Origin of the sequence: Leptothoe sp. LEGE 181152 (genome assembly GCF_032906605.1) — a bacterium.
Classification (GTDB): domain Bacteria; phylum Cyanobacteriota; class Cyanobacteriia; order Phormidesmidales; family Phormidesmidaceae; genus Leptothoe; species Leptothoe turfae.
Map to the genome: position 1 here is coordinate 51,409 of NZ_JASATU010000021.1, position 18,919 is coordinate 70,327.

General features: G+C 47.6%; 10 protein-coding genes. 4 read left to right on the forward strand and 6 right to left on the reverse strand.

Annotation, left to right across the window (positions count from 1 at the left end; all coding sequences use genetic code 11):
- The first annotated feature begins 72 nt into the window (after positions 1–72).
- The 3 genes from QGP82_RS13230 to QGP82_RS13240 all read left to right on the forward strand — a co-directional run bounded on the left by QGP82_RS13230 (position 73) and on the right by QGP82_RS13240 (position 7,856).
- The gene (locus QGP82_RS13230; protein ID WP_499059581.1) at positions 73–4,506 is read left to right on the forward strand and encodes a PAS domain-containing protein; all 4,434 of its coding nucleotides are present in this window, start codon (positions 73–75) and stop codon (positions 4,504–4,506) included.
- Between the two features lie 55 nt (positions 4,507–4,561).
- Positions 4,562–6,370 carry a two-component system response regulator gene (locus tag QGP82_RS13235; protein WP_163661011.1) on the forward strand — a complete coding sequence of 603 codons (1,809 nt, stop codon included), beginning with the start codon at positions 4,562–4,564 and terminating at the stop codon, positions 6,368–6,370.
- A gap of 142 nt (positions 6,371–6,512) precedes the next feature.
- Positions 6,513–7,856 carry an ATP-dependent DNA helicase gene (locus tag QGP82_RS13240; RefSeq protein ID WP_250565670.1) on the forward strand — a complete coding sequence of 448 codons (1,344 nt, stop codon included), beginning with the start codon at positions 6,513–6,515 and terminating at the stop codon, positions 7,854–7,856.
- On the opposite strand, the gene QGP82_RS13245 is transcribed toward QGP82_RS13240, so the two are convergent.
- The 5 genes from QGP82_RS13245 to gltB all read right to left on the reverse strand — a co-directional run bounded on the left by QGP82_RS13245 (position 7,843) and on the right by gltB (position 15,868).
- Entirely contained in the window at positions 7,843–8,682 is an 840-nt protein-coding gene (locus QGP82_RS13245; protein WP_499059584.1) for an alpha/beta fold hydrolase, read from the reverse strand. The two genes, QGP82_RS13240 and QGP82_RS13245, sit on opposite strands and share 14 nt — an antisense overlap.
- On the reverse strand, positions 8,660–9,115 hold the full coding sequence (locus QGP82_RS13250) for an NUDIX hydrolase (RefSeq protein ID WP_006517368.1): 456 nt from the start codon (positions 9,113–9,115) through the stop codon (positions 8,660–8,662). Before QGP82_RS13250 ends, QGP82_RS13245 begins: the two co-directional genes overlap by 23 nt.
- A gap of 4 nt (positions 9,116–9,119) precedes the next feature.
- Positions 9,120–9,584, reverse strand: coding sequence for a thioredoxin-dependent thiol peroxidase (gene bcp, locus QGP82_RS13255; protein WP_163661008.1), 465 nt, complete (start codon positions 9,582–9,584; stop codon positions 9,120–9,122).
- A 68-nt stretch (positions 9,585–9,652) separates the two neighbouring features.
- Positions 9,653–11,137, reverse strand: coding sequence for a glutamate synthase subunit beta (locus QGP82_RS13260; protein ID WP_163661006.1), 1,485 nt, complete (start codon positions 11,135–11,137; stop codon positions 9,653–9,655).
- A gap of 144 nt (positions 11,138–11,281) precedes the next feature.
- Positions 11,282–15,868: a glutamate synthase large subunit gene (gene gltB / locus QGP82_RS13265; RefSeq protein ID WP_499059587.1), complete on the reverse strand. Its 4,587-nt coding sequence runs from the start codon at positions 15,866–15,868 to the stop codon at positions 11,282–11,284.
- A gap of 464 nt (positions 15,869–16,332) precedes the next feature.
- Here gltB and QGP82_RS13270 point away from each other — a divergent pair, with 464 nt between their 5' ends.
- On the forward strand, positions 16,333–16,545 hold the full coding sequence (locus QGP82_RS13270; protein WP_006517372.1) for a hypothetical protein: 213 nt from the start codon (positions 16,333–16,335) through the stop codon (positions 16,543–16,545).
- 117 nt (positions 16,546–16,662) lie between these two features.
- Here QGP82_RS13270 and QGP82_RS13275 read toward each other — a convergent pair whose 3' ends face one another.
- Positions 16,663–18,837, reverse strand: a complete 2,175-nt coding sequence (locus tag QGP82_RS13275; RefSeq protein WP_499059589.1) for a DUF3352 domain-containing protein — start codon at positions 18,835–18,837, stop codon at positions 16,663–16,665.
- Between the last annotated feature and the right edge of the window lie 82 nt (positions 18,838–18,919).

The following is an 18,919-nucleotide window of genomic DNA, read 5'->3' on the forward strand; positions in this document are numbered from 1 at the left end:
CCCATCGTGATGCATTTACACAGATCAATCGTTATGCTTAGTCCTTAGGTATTCTTACTGAGCTGCTCGCCAGTGAAACTAACGCTAAGATCACTGATTGCGATTCCGTTAATCACGCAGGTCGTTGTTGTCACAACGATCACAGGGTGGCTTGCCCATCGAAACGGCCAAGCATCTGTAGAAACATTGGCCTATCATCTACTCCACGAAACAGGAGAACATTTTCAACATAAATTAGAAGCCTACACAGCGATTCCACCACTAGTAACCCAGGAAAATCTAGATTCCCTAGAGCTACAGCAGTTGGATCCTCAAAATTTAAAAAGCTGGTTTCCTCATTTATTTCGACAAATACAACGCTTTCCAGATGTCACTTATATCTACTATGGCGATATTAACGGTCACTATGTAGAGCTTAATAAACTACCAGATAGCAGCTTGGAATTAGCAATCAAAGATCGTAGTTCAAATGAATTTGTCAAGATTTTTTCAGTGACAACCGATGGTCAATTAGAGCCAGCTCAATTAAACATATCCTATGATCCACGCCAGCGCCCCTGGTACAAAACAGCCATCAGGCACCAGCAGGCTCGATGGACCAATGTGTACGATTTTGAAGATCCATCGCCTAAATTAGGCATCAGCTTTGTACGTCCCTATCTGGATGATGACAAAACATTACAAGGGGTGCTCGGTGCAGATTTTTCCCTGGAGGCCCTCACAAAATTTGTAGAGCGTTTTCAAACCAGTCATTCCAGTGCCATGTTTATCATGGATATGGATGGTAAGGTGCTGGTTAGTTCTGAAAACCGTACTTTGTTAGAAGATAATGACATATCCATCTCATCTGCGCAGGTACAACATAACGAGCTCATTCAGAAAACCATTGAATACACCCTGAAAGAATTAGAAACGAGTGGTCCAATTCAGGGTACAAGGCAGTTCAAATGTCGAGTTCAGGAGACAAAATATTGGGTACAGGTTACACCATTTTTTGATAACCATAATCTAGAGTGGCTAGGGGTCTCTCTATTACCTGAAGCCAATTTTACAACGCAAATTCATGCGAACAGCCGTAATACGATAGTCCTATCTCTATTGGCGATGGGGATTTCTAGCGGTGTCAGTTTGCTGATCGCTCGGTGGATTAATCGACCTATACAACAACTTGGATTCGCCACCCAGTCTCTGGCTAAAGGTGATGCTCGGAAGGGTATTGTGCCCTCTCATATCCAGGAACTCAATGTATTGATCAGTAGTTTTAATCGCATGAAAGGAAGCTTAGAAAACTCGCGATCGCAACTAAAAACATATTCACAACACCTTGAAGACTTAGTTGACCAGCGTACTCAGGCTCTACAGCGTTCAGAAGAGACGTTTGCCAAGGCGTTTCAACTCAGCCCTAATGCCATTACCTTGAGCACTCTAGATGAAGGCCGTTACATCAAAGTTAACGATCGCTTCGTAGAGCTCATGGGGCTACCCAGGGAGAACATTGTCGGACGCACTAGCAGAGAATTAAACATTTGGATTCCGCCGCAAACCCGAGGTGTATTTCATCAAGAATTGGTCAAAGGTAGGTTGCGTAACCAGGAATGGAGAGTCCAAAATGCATTGGGAGAAATCAAAACAATTTTACTGTCTGCTGCAATTATTTATTTCCAAGATAGCGCCTGTGTTCTCGTCATTGGTAATGATATTAGCGATCGCATTGCTGAACAAGAAAAACTGCGTCAGAGTGAAGAACGCTGGCAACTGGCTCTAAAAGGTAATAATGACGGAATTTGGGACTGGAATATTGCTGCAGGTAAAATTTTCTATTCCCTACGATGGAAAGCAATGTTGGGCTATGGTGAGCATGAGATTGCCCATAGCCGAGATGAATGGGAGAGTCGTCTGCATCCAGAGGATCGAGAGCGAGTTCTCAAAGCAGGCCAGGCTCATCTAGATCAGAACACACCTTTCTTTAGCGAAGAATACCGTCTTCGTTGCAAAAATGGACAATACAAGTGGATTTTAGATCGTGGTCAAGCCCTCTGGGATACTGATGGCACGGCCATCCGCATGGTGGGCTCCCATACGGATATTAGCGATCGCAAACGCAACGAAGCGATTATTCTCCAACAAGAGCAGTTTCTTCGCAGTATTTACAATGGTGTAGAAGCAGGTATTTTTGTCGTCGATGTATTAGGTTACAAAAAATTTTGCTATGTAGACTCCAATGCTACGGTTGAGCGGATGTCCGGTGCTCGGAGAAAAGCGTTGATTAACTCTACTCCAGAAGAACTCTTCTCCCCAGAAACAGCTGTCGAACTTACTCAGAAGTATCAGCACTGTGCTGATTTTGGCGCACCCCTCACCTTTGAAGAGGAGCTATATATCAATGATCAATGGAACTGGTGGTTAACAACCCTGACACCATTAAAAGACAGCCAAGGAAAAACTCACCGGATTATAGCCACCACCTTAAATATCACAAAACGCAAATCGATTGAAGCTGCCCTTGCTCAACAAGTTCAAAGCGAACAGCTACAGACGAAAATCAGCAATGCTATACGTCAAAGCCTCGATACCCTAAAAACCTATCAAACAACCGTAGATGAAATTGGCCTGGCATTTGGCGTCAGTCGCTGTTGTTTTCATCTCTATACCGATACACCTACTCCACAGTTACACACTGTTGCCGAATATCTGATTCCCGACTACATTTCCCAAAAAGCCTTTAAAATTTCGACTCTCCAAAGCCCTTACATTCAGGTGGTGCTGTCCCAGGAAAACGCTTTAGCTATTGACGATGTTACCCAGACGTCTCTGCTCGAACAAGAACAGTCAACGTGGGAGCAGCTACAAACTAAATCCATGCTGGCTATTCGCACATCATCCTATCAAGGGCCTCCCAATGGAGTCATTGAAATCCATCAGTGTGACCGTCAACGGGCGTGGTTATCTTGGGAAATTGAGCTGCTAGAATCTGTTGCCGCCCAAGTTGGTATCGCGATTACCCAGGCACGTCTCCTAGAACAAGAACATGCCCAGCAAGAAGAACTTGCGCAACAAAATATTGCATTAGAGACCGCAATTCAAGCAGCCCAGCAAGCCAGCCAGGTCAAAAGTGAATTCCTGGCCAGTATGAGCCATGAGTTACGCACGCCTCTCAATGCCATTCTAGGCTTTGTTCAAGTTATGCAGCGTACCCTTAAATATGGGCCTGAGCGCTTTCTGCAAGACTCTGCACAGCATTTAGACGTCATTCAACATAGCGGTGATCATCTACTTACCCTTATCAACGACGTCCTCGACATGTCAAAGATTGAGGCTGGTCACATTAGCATTAACGCGCAACCCTTTGACCTGCATCAGTTACTGCATTCACTAGCAACCATGTTTCAAGAAAAAGCTGGCGCAAAAGGACTAAATTTAACGTGTGAATGCGCGATTGAAGTACCCCAATATATAGAAACTGATGAAGCCAAGCTACGACAAATCCTCATTAATTTATTGGGTAATGCTGTTAAATTTACCAACAGTGGCAGTATTACGTTAACGATTTCCGGCAAAAACCACCTTTCCATTGAGGTCCAAGATACTGGTTCAGGGATTGACCCTAAACAGCTCCAGTATCTTTTTGACGCTTTTTATCAAACCGATATTGGTCGTCAGTCTCAAGGGGGAACGGGGTTGGGTCTGGCCATCAGCAAAACCTATATTGAACTCTTAGGCGGTCATATATCTGTCCAAAGTACACCAGGACAAGGTAGTATTTTTCGATTTAACCTCCCAGTCACTCCCGTCGATATTCTAGATATTGAGGAAGATGAGAGCAGCTCAACGGTAATTTGTCTTGCACCCAACCAACCGAGCTATCGCGTTTTAATTGTGGAAGATAAGTGGGCGAGTCGAACCCTGCTCATGCAACTGTTAGAGCCCGTTGGCTTCAAGGTAAGAGCAGCTACAAATGGCCAAGAAGCCCTGCAAATTTGGCAAAAATGGCAGCCTCACCTAATTTGGATGGACATGCGTATGCCTGTGATGGATGGCTACGAAGCGACTCAGCGCATCCGCACTAGTCTACAAGGGCAAGCAACAGTCATTATTGCCCTTACTGCTAGCGCTCTAGAGAGTGAAAAACAGATGGTCTTATCGGTGGGCTGTGACGATTTTGTGCGCAAACCCTTCAGAGATAGCATTATTTTTCAAAAACTACAGCAACACCTCGGAGTACAGTACATTTATGAACACCAACACACCCATAATTTCCCTAGACTGTCATCTGATAACCAGCATCACATCATTGTCGAACAGCTGTCTAAACAGCCAAAAGAGTGGCTACATCAACTCCATGAGGCATCTAGCTTAGCCGATGCAGAATGGGTTGCTCAGCTCATTGATGAAATCCCAATACCTGAAGATCAATTAGTCGAAGCACTGACTAAATTAGTCAAAGGATTTCGCTGTGACCTGATTACTGAATTGACGACCTCATCAAGACAAGCCTTCGAACCCTAAACTCTTCTATCACAGTGCTGACTATATTGAATCACTCTCCTTAATTTTGAGCATAATGACCCAACCCTCAGATGCATCACTAAATCCTTTACCCTGCGGCGATATCTTAGTGGTGGACGATGTCCCCCCCAATCTAGATTTTTTATCTACAGTGTTGACTCAGCAGGGGTACAAAGTACGCAGTGCCATCAACGGCGAGGTCGCGCTCAAAATTGCTAAGGCAGCCCAGCCAGACCTGATTCTCTTAGATATTAAAATGCCTGGAATGGATGGCTATGAGGTCTGCCGCCTGCTCAAAGCAAATCCAATAACTCAAGAGATTCCTGTCATTTTTCTGAGTGCCTTAGATCAAACTGATGAGAAAGTCAAAGCCTTTAATCTAGGAGGCGTGGACTATATTCCCAAACCATTTCAAGCGGAAGAACTACTAGCCCGAATTGACAATCATCTAAAATTACGTGCTGCCCAATCTGAAATCCAAAAGCTCAACTCTCAATTGGAACAACGGGTCATGCAACGTACCGCTCAGCTAGAGAAAGAAATTGGTGAACGGTTACGCATGCAAGAAGAACTTGTACATATGGCAACCCATAATAGCATTACTGGGCTGCCTAATAGAGTTTTGCTAACTCAGCGATTACAACAATCATTCACACAAGCACAGTCTAACCCAACCCAAAGACTGGCCGTCATTTTGCTTAAATATAACAAACTGCAGCTAGTTAAAAATTCCCTTGGGCACCAAGCTGTAGACCAGCTCATTGTAGCGATTAAGAGTCGCTTAGAGACAATAACCTGGCCAGGTTCTCTATTGGCAAACTTTGGAGAAGATACATTTGCTATTTTAATTGAGGCCTTTCGGAGTGAGGAACAAATTACTCAATTTGCAGAACAATTACAGCGAGAAGTTACGTACCCTTTCCACATCAGCAATCACTTAATCTATGGACAAATTGAGGTTGGTATTGTTCTACACTCCCATAAATATCAACAGGCTACTCATATATTGAGAGATGCAGCCACTGCATTATCTCAGGCTCAAGCTGAAGGTGCTGGTAGAATAGAGATCTTTAATTCTGGTATGCATCAACGTACATTCTCCTTCTTTGAAGTGCAAAATGAGTTGCATAGAGCGTTGCATAACCAAGAGTTAATCCTTGTTTATCACCCTATTATCTCTTTGGCAGACAATTATCTGAATGGCTTAGAAGCTCTAGTGCGTTGGAATCATCCTCAAAGGGGCATATTGAGTGCTGATGAATTTATTCCTGTTGCAGAAGAAACCGAACTCATTCTTGAGTTAGACCGCTATGTTCTGCGGTATGCCTGTCAACAACTCAAAGAATGGCAAGAGCAAAATTTACTGCATTCTTCATTTAAGCTACATGTCAATATATCATCTCAGCAGCTAACTCAAAGAGACTTTATCGACTATCTGGATCGCATATTAGGAGAAACTCAAATTGATCATCAAAATCTTGCCTTTGACGTTACTGAATATGGCCTCATGCAAAAAACAGACGTTGTTCTAGCGACCTTAGAGAAGCTTAAGCGCTATCAAATTATGGTGAGCATTGATGATTTTGGTACGGGCTCATCGTCGCTCAGCTATCTATACAGCTTAAAAATTGAAAACTTAAAAATTGATCGTTCCTTTATCCACCAAATGAACAATACGACGAAAGGTCTGAAGGTCATCAAGGCTATCGTCAATTTAGCCCATGAGCTAGGCATGAGTGTAACCGCCGAAGGCGTTGAAAATTCAGTCCAACTAGCGACCCTTGAAACCTTAGGTTGTGAGTATATGCAGGGCTATCTGTGGGGTAAACCTGCCGATGGCAAAACCATAACGGCTCAGCTATAGGCAATAGGCAAGCCATTGATCTCCATATGTTTCATTATAGGTTTAAGGTAAATCTTCCCCTAAAGCAGCAATGGTGCTGAGAAATATAGAGAATCAATATTGATGGCAAATAGTTCTTTTGTACTTCTTTGTCCCTCAGGTTATGATGGATTTCGTACCCGGATGCTTCGCTCAAATGGATAGCGCTGCCACGATTCCAGAAATACTGCCAGGGATTGAGTTAAGCGAGGAGCAGTGGGAAGCACTGCAAGCCATTGAGGAATTTTTGCAGAGTCCATCCAAGCTCTATTTACTGACAGGCTATGCGGGTACGGGCAAAACCACCCTGCTACAAGCTCTGGTTACCTATTTGCGTGATCAAGGTTGTGACTGGCCGATTGTGCTGACGGCCTTTAGTAATAAAGCCACCAAGGTGCTCAAAACCATGGCCACCCAGTGGGATATCAAAGATGTGGAGTCAGTCACTTGTTGCCGATTGCTGGGGCTAAAACCGGTCATTGACACGGGCAGCGGTGAGCAAATTTTTAAGTCAGTTAGCGACCAGCATAATCAGGTGCCGGACTATCGACTGGTGATCGTGGATGAATGCTCCATGATCAACCAGGAGATGTGGAAGCTACTGGTTGAGGCCATTTCTCGATTGGATATTCCCACCCAGATGCTATTTGTAGGGGATCCGGCTCAGCTACCGCCTGTCAATGAAACGGAGTCATGCTGCTTTAGCCAGATTATGCATCAGTCGTCTCTGTCCCAGGTGATTCGCTATGGCGGGGCGATTGGGGTGATTGCCGATGACATTCGTCGCAACATGGAGCGGGAGCAGTTACCTCGATATGAAAGCGATGTGAATTGCGATCGCACCGAAGGCTTCTTTGTGCTGCCCAAATATCCCTGGCGTGATGTGCTCATCCGTGCCTTCACCTGCGATAAATACAAAGCCGACCCCAACTATGTGAGAGTGCTTGCCTATACTAACCAGCGGGTTAAAACTTTAAACCGTATGATTCGTCATGCGATCTACGGTGACGATTTACAACAGTTTGTACCTGGGGAGAGACTCATTGCCAACAACCCATGCCTTGAGGAGGGCGGCATTATTCTCCAAACTTCAGAAGAGTGTGAAGTGTTAGAGGTAAAACCCGGAAAAATAGAGGGGTTACCGACATGGCAGCTGGTTGTTTATACAGAAGAGGGCAAGTTTCAAGACCTGAATGTACTCCAGGAAATCAGCCTGCCTGACTATGAACGTCGCTCACGGGACTATGCCACCACCAAACAATGGGAGATTTTCTGGGAATTCAGGCAACAGTTTCACGATGTGAACTATGCCTATAGCCTGACAGTGCATAAAAGTCAGGGCTCCACATTCCAAGACGTATTTATAGATTTGCCAGATTTAATGAGAAATTCGAAGCTGATTGAGAGAAATCAGCTGTGTTATGTGGCATTTACACGGGCAGCAAAACGAGTCTTTATTTATCAATAACTGGTAACCAATGTCCTAAAAACTCTGCAATTGCTTTTGCCCCATAGGTAGGCAGCTCATCCTTTCCTGGCAACACCTTTACTGTTGCCCTGGGAGCAGCCGTCTCAAACGTTTGGGTCAGCTGTCGGCTGGTTTCTCCTGCATTTTCTCCTTGCAGGGCCACCATGGGCATTGAAAGATTGGCCAGGCCGCCAACAACTTCAGGCTCTAACACATTACGGCGACGCTGGAAGAGTAACCGGCAGGCTGCAGGATGACGCCGTAATAGCTGTCGCCAATGATAATTTTGCAACCAGGTAGGTGTCTGACCGGGGGTGGATTTGCGAGCAAATGGCTTAGTAACCGCTAACCATAATCCACTCAAAGGACTAATCAACCAACGTTCTCGCCGCCAACGCTTAGGAGTATAGGCAAAACCTTCGGGTTCCAGGACACATAGTCCTTTAACCTGCTCTGGATAACGCAGGGCATAACGAGCTGCTACCCAAGCCCCTAGGGAATGGCCAACTAGCACAACGGAACCGATGCGCAGGGAGTCTAGTAGCTCTGCCAGTGTCTTTACCTGCATCGCAATCGAGTAGGCTGTCTTATCTTGTAGGCGTTCTGACTCACCAAAGCCAATTAAATCAGGTGCCAGACAGTGATACTGCCGACCCATTAGAGCTAGGGTCTCGCTCCATTGATCACCGTCATGCCAGGAGCCATGCAGAAAAATGACTGTCTGACCTCGCCCCATTTCCCGCCAAAACAGCTGACCGTACTGAAGCTTACGGCGCAGGTTGCGTAAGGGCATTTGGCCAGCACTAGGCCAAAACAATGGCTCCATTAAAGTAGTCCTGTAGCTGTTGATCGTGATCGTGGGCTAGGTTACCACGGGGAATGTCATCCACTGTAAATGCTGCGATTCTCATTACCTCAGCTTTATCACGAATATAAAATTCACCATCCACATAGGCTTCGAGGGCGACGCAAATAGAATCAAAGCGCGGATCACGCTCTGGATGGGAATATACGCCGACCAGACGACCAATTTTCAGGATAGCTAGACCTGTTTCTTCCAGTAGCTCGCGCTGGGCAGATGTGGCGATATCTTCACCCCAATCGACCAGTCCCCCCGGTAAACCCCAACGCCCACTATCACGGCGTTGAATTAAGACAATGCGACCATCGGGCAAAATCGGTATTACACACGTACCGACTAAAGGTCGTCGCAAAAGTAAGCCCAAAAGGGTACGGACTGGTCGCCAAAACTGCGGCATGGATTCAAAGTTCGTCGAGGGCAGTCAGTAGTTCAACGGGATGTTTCTCAGCTTTTACTTTGCGGTAGATTTTTTCTAAATTCCCATCAGGGCCAATCACAAAGGTACTCCTACTAATACCCATATACTCTTTGCCCATGAATTTCTTGAGGCCATAGCTGCCATAGGCAGTGGCTACTTTGGCCTCTTCATCCACTAGCAGTGGGAAGGGCAGGTCGTGTTTGGTAATGAACTTTTGATGGGACTTAGCATCATCTGCACTGACACCTAAAACAACCACATCTTTGGCCTGGTAGGCTTCGTAGTTGTCTCGAAACGCACAGGCTTCTTTTGTGCACCCAGGGGTATTATCACGAGGATAAAAATATAGCACCACACGTTGACCCTTTAGATCAGCCAAACTGACGGTATTACCGTCTGCATCAGCCAAGCTAAAGTCAGGAGCCGGATCACCCACTTGTAATGTCATTGAATTTTAAGAGCTTACTCATCAAGTTTGCCCTTAAGATTGTATACTTTCTCGTCAGACGATCGTCTTTACGGCAGATCGGTATGGCCCATCAGGTAGCGATCGCATTCCCGCGCCACTCCACGACCTTCATTAAATGCCCATACTACAAGGCTTTGACCTCGGCGGCAGTCACCCGCAGCAAATACCCCAGGTAGGCTAGTGGTGTACTTGTTATATTCAGCCTGGATATTACTACGGCCATCTTGCTCCAGACCCAGGGCATCGATAATGGGCTGTTCTGGTCCAAGGAATCCCATGGCCAGCAGGACCAGCTGCGTCGGAATGACTCGCTCTGAGCCTGCCACTTTTTGCATTTGGAAGCGGCCACTATCATCTTTCTCCCAGGCCACATCCACCACATGGATCGCCTTGACCTGGCCATCGTCCCCTGCCTCAAACTTAGTCGCCGTGGATAGGTAAGCTCGCGGATCGCCCCCAAACTTAGCAGCAGCCTCTTCCTGGCCATAGTCCATACGGTAAACCTTGGGCCATTCGGGCCAAGGATTATTAGGAGCCCGCTCCGCTGGTGGCTTAGGCATGATCTCTAGCTGAGTAACACTGGCGCAGCCATGACGAATAGAGGTGCCTACACAGTCGGTGCCGGTATCACCACCACCGATAATCACCACGTCCTTGCCCGTAGCAGAAATTGCCTGGTCATTCAGCGTAGGATCCATCACTGCTTGGGTGTTTTTTGTCAAAAACTCCATAGCAAAATGAATTCCCTTGGCATCACGTCCCTCAATGGGTAAATCTCGAGGTCGAGTTGAACCAGTACATAGGATCACCGCATCATAGTCTTTAACCAGTTGCTCAGCTGGCAAATCCTTACCAATTTCGGCATTACAAATAAATCGAATGCCTTCCTGCTCCATCAGCTTGAGACGACGCATCACCACCGTTTCTTTCTCAAGCTTCATATTGGGAATGCCATACATCAGCAATCCCCCCGGTCGATCAGCTCGCTCATATACCGTGACCAGATGGCCAGCCTTATTGAGCTGGGCTGCTGCCGATAAACCAGCGGGACCAGAACCCACCACGGCAACTGTCTTCCCAGTGCGTTGAACTGGCGGCTCAGCCACAACCCAACCTTCTTCCCAGCCTTTATCAATAATGGCGTGCTCAATATTTTTAATCGTCACTGGCGGATTATGAATCCCCAATACACAGGCACCTTCACAGGGCGCGGGGCATACCCGCCCCGTAAACTCTGGAAAGTTATTGGTCTTATGCAATCGATCCAGAGCCTCTTTCCACAGACCTCGATACACCAGATCATTCCACTCAGGAATCAGGTTATAGATGGGGCACCCACTGGCCATGCGGTTAATGGTATTCCCTGTATGGCAAAAGGGTGTGCCACAGTCCATACAGCGCGCTGTTTGATTGCGTAGCTGGTCATCCGGCAATGGCGTATGAAACTCTTGCCAATGAGAAATTCGCATCAGTGGTGAGACATCTGGCGCAATTTCGCGAGTGTATTCGAGAAAGCCTGTTGGTTTACCCATGGGAGAAGTCGTAGATTGAAAAAGGAATGACGTATTGTGATTTTTGCAAGGCGAGCACTGCCACCGGGACAATAAAACTGGCCAAAACTGATATCGATGATGGAAATAATGAGTCAAATTTAAGCCAACATTACGAAGTACTGGCTAGTTACCAGCAACTCGTGCAACATCTTTGATGTTCGCTTCAAATGCAGCCGAGAGCGCATCATCACCGCTCAGACCATCTTGCAACGCCTGCTGCAGAGACTGAATCACGCGCTTATAGTCACGAGGGATCACTCTGACAAACTTCGGCAAGACACTTTCCCAATGGTCGATGACTGTTTTTGCTTTATGACTGCCGGTATAGCGGTGGTGTTTTTCAATCATCTCGCGGAGATCAGCAATCTCTTCTGCCTCCTTCAGACGTTCTAAGTCCACCATCTCAGTGTTACACCGGGTGGCAAAGTCTCCGGCTTCATCCAGCACATAGGCTATGCCACCACTCATACCCGCTGCAAAGTTGCGTCCAGTGGTGCCTAACACGACCACCTTACCCCCCGTCATATATTCGCAGCCATGGTCACCAACCGCTTCTACCACTGCATGTACACCTGAGTTGCGCACACAGAAGCGCTCCCCAGCCATGCCATAAATGTAAGCCTCACCACCGGTAGCGCCGTAAAAGGCTACGTTACCAATAATAATGTTCTCCTCAGGCACAAATGTAGACGCTTTTGGTGGATAGACAACAATCTTGCCACCACTCAGACCTTTGCCTAAGTAATCGTTACCGTCTCCTTCCAGCTTCAGGGTGACACCAGCAGGAACAAAAGCTCCAAAACTCTGGCCAGCACTACCCTGGAAGGTCAGATGCACGGTATCTTCTGACAAACCTTCCCAATGTTTCTTAGTAATCTCATTGCCGAGAATGGTCCCGACCACACGGTTGATATTGCAAATGGGCAATGTAGCACTGACTTTTTCACCAGTCTCAATGGCAGGCTTACATAAATCCAACAGAGTGGTGATATCCAATGACTTATCCAGGCCATGGTCTTGGGGAATCTGGCAATAACGCCCTACACTGTCATCAACTTGAGGTTGTTCCAAAATCTTGGAGAGATCTACGCCCTTCGCCTTCCAATGGTTAACAGCAGCCTGCACAGCTAACCAGTCGGTATGACCCACCAGCTCATCAAAGGTGCGTACACCCAGCTTAGCCATAATCTCTCGCACATCCTGGGCGATAAACTGCATAAAGTTCACCACATGGTCAGGATCACCCACAAAGCTTTTACGTAAGCGGGGGTCTTGGGTCGCGATCCCGGCTGGGCACGTGTTTTTCTGGCACACCCGCATCATGATGCAGCCCAATGAGACCAACGGTGCTGTGGAGAAACCAAACTCTTCTGCACCCAACAATGCGGCCATCACCACATCGCGGCCAGTTTTCATCTGCCCATCGGTTTCAACAACAATGCGGCTACGCAGATTGTTTAGCACCAATGTCTGATGGGTTTCTGCGAGTCCTAACTCCCAGGGTAAGCCTGCATGTTTAATGGAGGTTTGAGGAGAGGCCCCCGTACCACCATCAAAGCCGGAGATCAGGACGACATCGGCATGGGCTTTAGCCACACCTGCCGCAATGGTGCCCACACCCACTTCAGAAACGAGTTTGACGTTAATGCGGGCTGCACGATTAGCATTCTTCAAGTCGTGGATCAGCTCAGCCAAATCCTCAATGGAGTAAATATCGTGGTGGGGGGGCGGAGAAATCAGACCCACACCGGGCGTGGAGTGACGGACCTTGGCAATCCAGGGATATACTTTGCGTCCAGGTAGCTGACCCCCTTCTCCAGGTTTTGCACCCTGGGCCATTTTGATCTGGATCTCTTTTGCTTGGGAGAGATAGAGACTGGTTACACCAAAGCGTCCCGATGCCACCTGTTTAATGGCACTGTTTTTAGAGTCGCCTTGCTCATTAGTCCAGGTAAACCGTTCGGGATCTTCGCCTCCTTCACCGGTATTGGATTTACCTCCCACGCGGTTCATGGCTATGGCCAGGGATTCATGGGCTTCCTTAGAAATGGAGCCGTAGCTCATCGCCCCAGTTTTGAACCGGCGGGTAATGGCTTCAATGGGTTCTACTTCTTCAATGGGAATGGGCTGACGTGGCTTGAAGTCCAATAGCCCCCGCAGGGTAAAGTGCTGTTTGCTCTGGTCATTGACCAAGTTCGCATAGTGCTTATAGGTTTCGTAATCACCTGAGCGCACCGCTTGCTGCAGCGTGTGGATGGTATCTGGATTAAACAGATGCGCTTCACCCTCTTTACGCCATTGATAGTCACCACCCACATCTAGAATCGGAATATCACCGCGCTCGGCAAAGCCATGGCCGTGACGCATAATTGCTTCTTGGGCAATTACATCCAGTCCAATACCCTCAATGCGGGAGGCGGTCCAGGTAAAGTATTTATTAATGACGCTGTGGTTGAGACCAATGGCTTCAAAAATTTGAGCCCCTCGATAGCTCTGCAATGTGGAAATACCAATCTTTGAGGCAATTTTGATAGTGCCTTTGGTAACTGCTTTGATGTAGTTTTTGTAGGCATCCTTGGGGGTAATGCTCATGAGCATGCCATCAGCAATCATGCCTTCAATGGTTTCAAAGGCAAGGTAAGGGTTGATGGCACTACAGCCATAACCCAGGAGAACGGCAAAATGGTGCACTTCCCGAGGTTCACCGGATTCGAGAATAATGCCAACGCGAGTGCGTGTCCCTGTTCGGATCAGATGATGGTGCAGACCGGAAACGGCAAGCAGTGCTGGGATCGGCGCATGTCTAGCGTCCATGCCACGATCAGACAGGATAATCAGGTTAGTGCCGGTTGCGATCGCATCATCTACCCGAGCACAAATCTCTTCCATCGCTGCCTCTAACCCTTTCACCCCTGTCTGAGGATCAAACAAAATCGGTAGGGTTAGGGCAGCAAACCCAGATTCATCAATATTTTGCAGCTTAGCCAAATCACCATTGCTAATGACCGGAGTCTTCAGCTGAATTAATCGGCAGCTCTCAGGTTGCGGATCTAGCAAATTACGCTCCGAACCTAGTGTGGTCACCGCCGACGTGATGATTGCTTCTCGAATAGAGTCGATGGGAGGATTGGTGACCTGGGCAAACAGCTGTTGAAAATAGTCATACAGTAGCTTAGGCCGATCTGAGAGCACTGCTAGGGGCGTATCAGTTCCCATGGAACCAATCGCCTCGACACCATTCTGAGCCATCGGTGTCAGGAGCATGCGCAGCTCTTCAAACGTATAACCAAATGCCATCTGCCGCTGTCGCAGCGTGCCTCCAGCGATTTCAGCCCGTGGCGTCTGAGCAGGCAGCTTTTCCAGGCTGACCTGATGTTGATTCAACCACTGGCGGTAAGGCTGGGCGTTAACAATCTCTGCCTTAAGTTCCTCGTCGCCGATAATCCGACCAGCCGCCATGTCGACCAAGAACATGCGACCCGGCTGTAGCCGTCCTTTCTCAAGTACCTGCTCCGGCTCCACAGGTAGCACCCCTGCTTCTGAGGCCATAATGACTCGGTCATCTTTGGTGACGTAATAACGAGAAGGTCGCAGACCGTTACGATCAAGCACCGCGCCAATCATCGAGCCATCGGTAAATGCCACCGATGCCGGACCATCCCAAGGCTCCATCAAACATGCATGGTATTCATAAAATGCTTTGCTAGCATCGTCCATGGATTCATGCCCGGTCCACGGTTCAGGGATCATCATCATCACTGCATGGGGCAATGATCTTCCTGACAAAACCAGCAGCTCTAAAGCATTATCAAAAATGGTTGAGTCACTACCGTTGATATTAATGACCGGCTTGACTTTGGCCATGTCATCACCAAAACATTCTGATTCAAACATGGACTGCCGGGCCACCATCCAGTTAATGTTGCCGCGCAGGGTATTGATCTCACCGTTGTGAGCAATGTATCGATAAGGGTGAGACCGCTCCCAACTGGGGAAGGTGTTGGTACTAAAGCGAGAATGCACAAGAGCCAGAGCGCTTTCAAAATCGGGATCGCTTAGATCTGGGAAAAAGTCTCTCACCTGGGGTGGTGTCAACATTCCCTTATAAACCATCGTGCGGCATGACAAACTAGTCGGATACCAGTAGGTATCATGCCCTGACTTGCCAATGGCATTGTAAGCAATCTTGCGAATGACATAGAGTTTTCTTTCGAACGCCAGATCGTCTTCCAGGTCTGCTGAACGTTGAATAAACACCTGCTGCATGAAAGGCTCACTAGCCTGCGCTGTTGCACCCAGGGTGCTATTGTCTGTCGGAATATCGCGCCAGCCTAAAACCTTTTGGCCCATTTGAGCCGCCACCGACTCAAATCGTTGCCGACTCTCAGCTCTCACCTGTGGGTCTGGCGACGTAAAAATTATCCCTGCACCGTATTGCCCAGCCTCAGGTAACGTAAAGCCTTCCGCTGTAGCCACCTTCTGTAAAAAGCGGTGGGGCAGCTGCACTAGAATACCGGCTCCATCCCCTGTATTTACTTCGCTACCACACGCTCCACGATGTTCCAAATTGCAGAGAATTTGTAACCCCTGCTGCACAATCTCGTGGGAGGCTAGTCCTTTTATTTGCACAACAAAGCCGACTCCGCACGCATCGTGCTCAAATTGAGGATCGTACAGACCCTGCTTGGGAGGCAATTGGTGACTAGTCATAGAAGTGTATTTTGACAAACGCGCAAGTATTGACAAGAATTCCCAAGGGCAGCTAGAGAAACTTAGCTTGCAGGGCTCGTCAATCGTGACACAAGCAGCTGCATCACCATTGCCCAAGGCAATTCAAGAGGAGCTTTAATTCTCTAACGAGAAAAGCAATTTGACCCAGTTCCTTAATAAAACTGTCAAATTGTTACACGTGACATGGTACGTCAACTGTAACAGTTTGACAAAACGTCGATTTAATCAGCTTTTGAGACCTCTGTAAGGTTTTCAGGAGGCATAGCGCATACCACTCATTTAAAGGTTTAAGTTTTGATACGAAATAATGCAATTTGTGTTGTTTTCTTTGCTCTAGCGACGTTCTCCTATTGGACTTTACCCCCTTGCAACACAATGGTGTTGTTGACTATAAGATCAGCAATAGTAACCAGATTAGCAATAGTAACTATATAAGGAGTCTCATGGAAAAGCCTTCTCCAAAAACCATCTATGAGAACTTGAATGATTTAGAACGGGTTGATGTAGTCACCAGTGCTCGATATCGACAGCTAGCACAGGCAGTCTTAGCTGATCCTAAGGTTGATGAAACTCTGCGTCAAAATATTGCAGAGCGATTACAACAAGCTAATCATCTGTTAGCGCTAAAAGATGTTGACGGTGATGAGAGCTATTAGGGAAGAGTGTTAAGGTTTAGGTCTGTGAGTTTAGTTGAGCTGCTGGTGTAACGTCACGATACGCCAGCAGCAGTTTTGTTATGAAAAGGTAAAATCAGGTCTGTAAACTCTTTTAACTTATTCCTCCCCATTTGCTCCAGTCTCTTCTGTCGTCTCGGCCTCGTCAGCAGTCTCTTCTGTCGTCTCGATGTCTTCAGCACTCTCTTCCTCTGCTCCGGCTGCCGGTGGGTCACTGGCAGCCAACCCTAGCAAAGCATCAATCTGAAACTGTTGTGTGCTGCTAGAGGTGCTCAAGCTAAGGCTCCGAACTGTACCAAAGTAGCCGCGGATATCGGCAGCCCAAGGGTCAGTTGCCTGGTTAAAGCCAAATAGGTTGTAGAAAAATGCGAGTGTAGAACTGGCATTGACATACAGGTATCCATTGTTGGGTGTGGGAAACGTGGAAGTAGCGTTTTGAAAGGTGCTGTGGCGACTGAGGGCATGAAACCCTGCTGGCATGACCAATCGTTCCATGGCACCGTTACCACTGGTAAAGGCCAGGGTATCGTCATTAATCCATGTATGCGTTAGCACGCTTTCCCGCTGACTATCGCCATTAATGTCGTATAGCCAATTGGTTGTCGCGTGATCTGCAATTTCTGTAGATAGTGCGACATCTTCGCCAGCCACATCATCTAAGGCGGCTAAGGCTATTTCAGCCGCCGGACGGTTACTGGTTTCTAACAAGACGCCCGCTTCTAGGCCCAAACCTGGAAAAAATGAATTCAACAACCCCGATTGGCTGGGGAACAGAAAAATACTGTATTCTCCATCCATCCATCCCAAAATGTCGGTATCGAGGTCTAGCCCTGTTGCCAGGGCAACAATGGAGCGGGCTGTTTCAATCAGGCCGCTTGTCATCTCATTTAGAGAAAAAGCTGACGACACATCATTCCAAAAGCCGCTGATATCGTAGCCACTGCCCATGAAATAGGTGGCTGCAGGGATCAGTCCCAAGATAGAGTGATCGGCATTGGGAGAGGGAGGTAAATCTGGTAGTACACCTTTGGTATAAAGATGAGCTTCTAGGTGTATGCCTTTGTCCTCAGGATAAATCAAGGCATCAAAGGTGACATTGCTAAACAGGTTAGACATGGCCGCCCGCTCACTCAGGCTGGGTTGGGGAATTGGTGGTAGACCAAAGTCTTGAAACGGATTACTAAACTCAAAGCTCAGCAACTGACCGACATTGCCATATATGATGGCTAAACTGTTCTGTGCTTGAGGGTGGCTTTGGGTCTTCGCAAAACTTGGATTGCTAGTGAGCTTAGGACCATCTTGGGTTTGATATTCAATCCACTGACGCAGGCTGTCAATAGTCTCGGCGGCAACAATGTAATTCCCCAGGTGGGCAACGGCATAGCCAGGAATGGTGTAGCCGTCCTCTGAATAGGTCCCGTCAGGAATATAAATGTAGGGAGGTTCGGGTTGGCGATAGCTGCGGAGGGCTGCATTAGGGGAGGCCAGATCAGCAGAGTTGAATTCGACTGGTGCTGGAAACTCCTCTGGTTCAATCTCTTCAGGAAAGTCATCCCAGGAGTAGTCGTAGGGAACAAACTCATCGGGCCAGAGCCAAATCGGAAACGTTCTGTAGGAATGCTTTTCGGGTAAAGCGGTGCGGGCTTCGGCCAGGGTGGGAATGAAGTCGATAAAGGCGGCGGCATCTTCGATGGGCAAAATGGTGACCATCCGTTCTACCGGGTTGATGGTGCGAACACTAGGTATGGGTAGCAGTGCGATCGCAACGCTATCTCCAACCCAGGGTTGCACATCTTCGGCATAGTTCATCCCCAACGGTAACAATGGCAGAGCCTGGGGGCTCGGCTCCACACCAAAGGCCTCACTCAGCTGTGCAAACAGCGTATATTGCTTGAGGGCAGACCAAGTATCGTCGCGAGTATTGACAATAATGGCTGCCGGCGTGTCTACAGGCAGAATATTTGCGATGATGGGTGGCGCTGAGGCAGAGGTTGGCAGCAGCTCTTCTAGGGACGCCCTTAATTCAGTGACATCAATGGCTAATTCAATCTCAAACTCGTCAATTGTCTCCTCCGACTCAGGTTTCGCAACGGGCATCGCTTCGGACCCTTCAAGGGGGGATTCCAAGATTACAGGCACACCTTCTGACCGATCTGGCACTGCAGGGGCAGGCTCTTCAATCTGTTCTGACTTTTCTAACGATGGCTCTTGGGCAGCCAGAGGTGTGGCGAAAAAAGCTAATGCGATCGCTGCCGTTCCCCATCGATTAATCACAAATCAAAACTCCCTACAGTAATCAACTAAATTTAGATGCCCCACCCATGTGTAGATTTACCTACAACCGTAGATTTATCTA

Excerpts from the sequence above, each read along its gene's own strand:
- QGP82_RS13235 (WP_163661011.1), top strand. The coding sequence starts at position 4,562 with ATGACCCAACCCTCAGATGCATCACTAAATCCTTTACCCTGCGGCGAT.
- QGP82_RS13240 (WP_250565670.1), top strand. The coding sequence starts at position 6,513 with ATGATGGATTTCGTACCCGGATGCTTCGCTCAAATGGATAGCGCTGCC.
- QGP82_RS13245 (WP_499059584.1), bottom strand. The coding sequence starts at position 8,682 with ATGGAGCCATTGTTTTGGCCTAGTGCTGGCCAAATGCCCTTACGCAAC.
- QGP82_RS13250 (WP_006517368.1), bottom strand. The coding sequence starts at position 9,115 with ATGCCGCAGTTTTGGCGACCAGTCCGTACCCTTTTGGGCTTACTTTTG.
- bcp (WP_163661008.1), bottom strand. The coding sequence starts at position 9,584 with ATGACATTACAAGTGGGTGATCCGGCTCCTGACTTTAGCTTGGCTGAT.
- QGP82_RS13260 (WP_163661006.1), bottom strand. The coding sequence starts at position 11,137 with ATGGGTAAACCAACAGGCTTTCTCGAATACACTCGCGAAATTGCGCCA.
- gltB (WP_499059587.1), bottom strand. The coding sequence starts at position 15,868 with ATGACTAGTCACCAATTGCCTCCCAAGCAGGGTCTGTACGATCCTCAA.
- QGP82_RS13270 (WP_006517372.1), top strand. The coding sequence starts at position 16,333 with ATGGAAAAGCCTTCTCCAAAAACCATCTATGAGAACTTGAATGATTTA.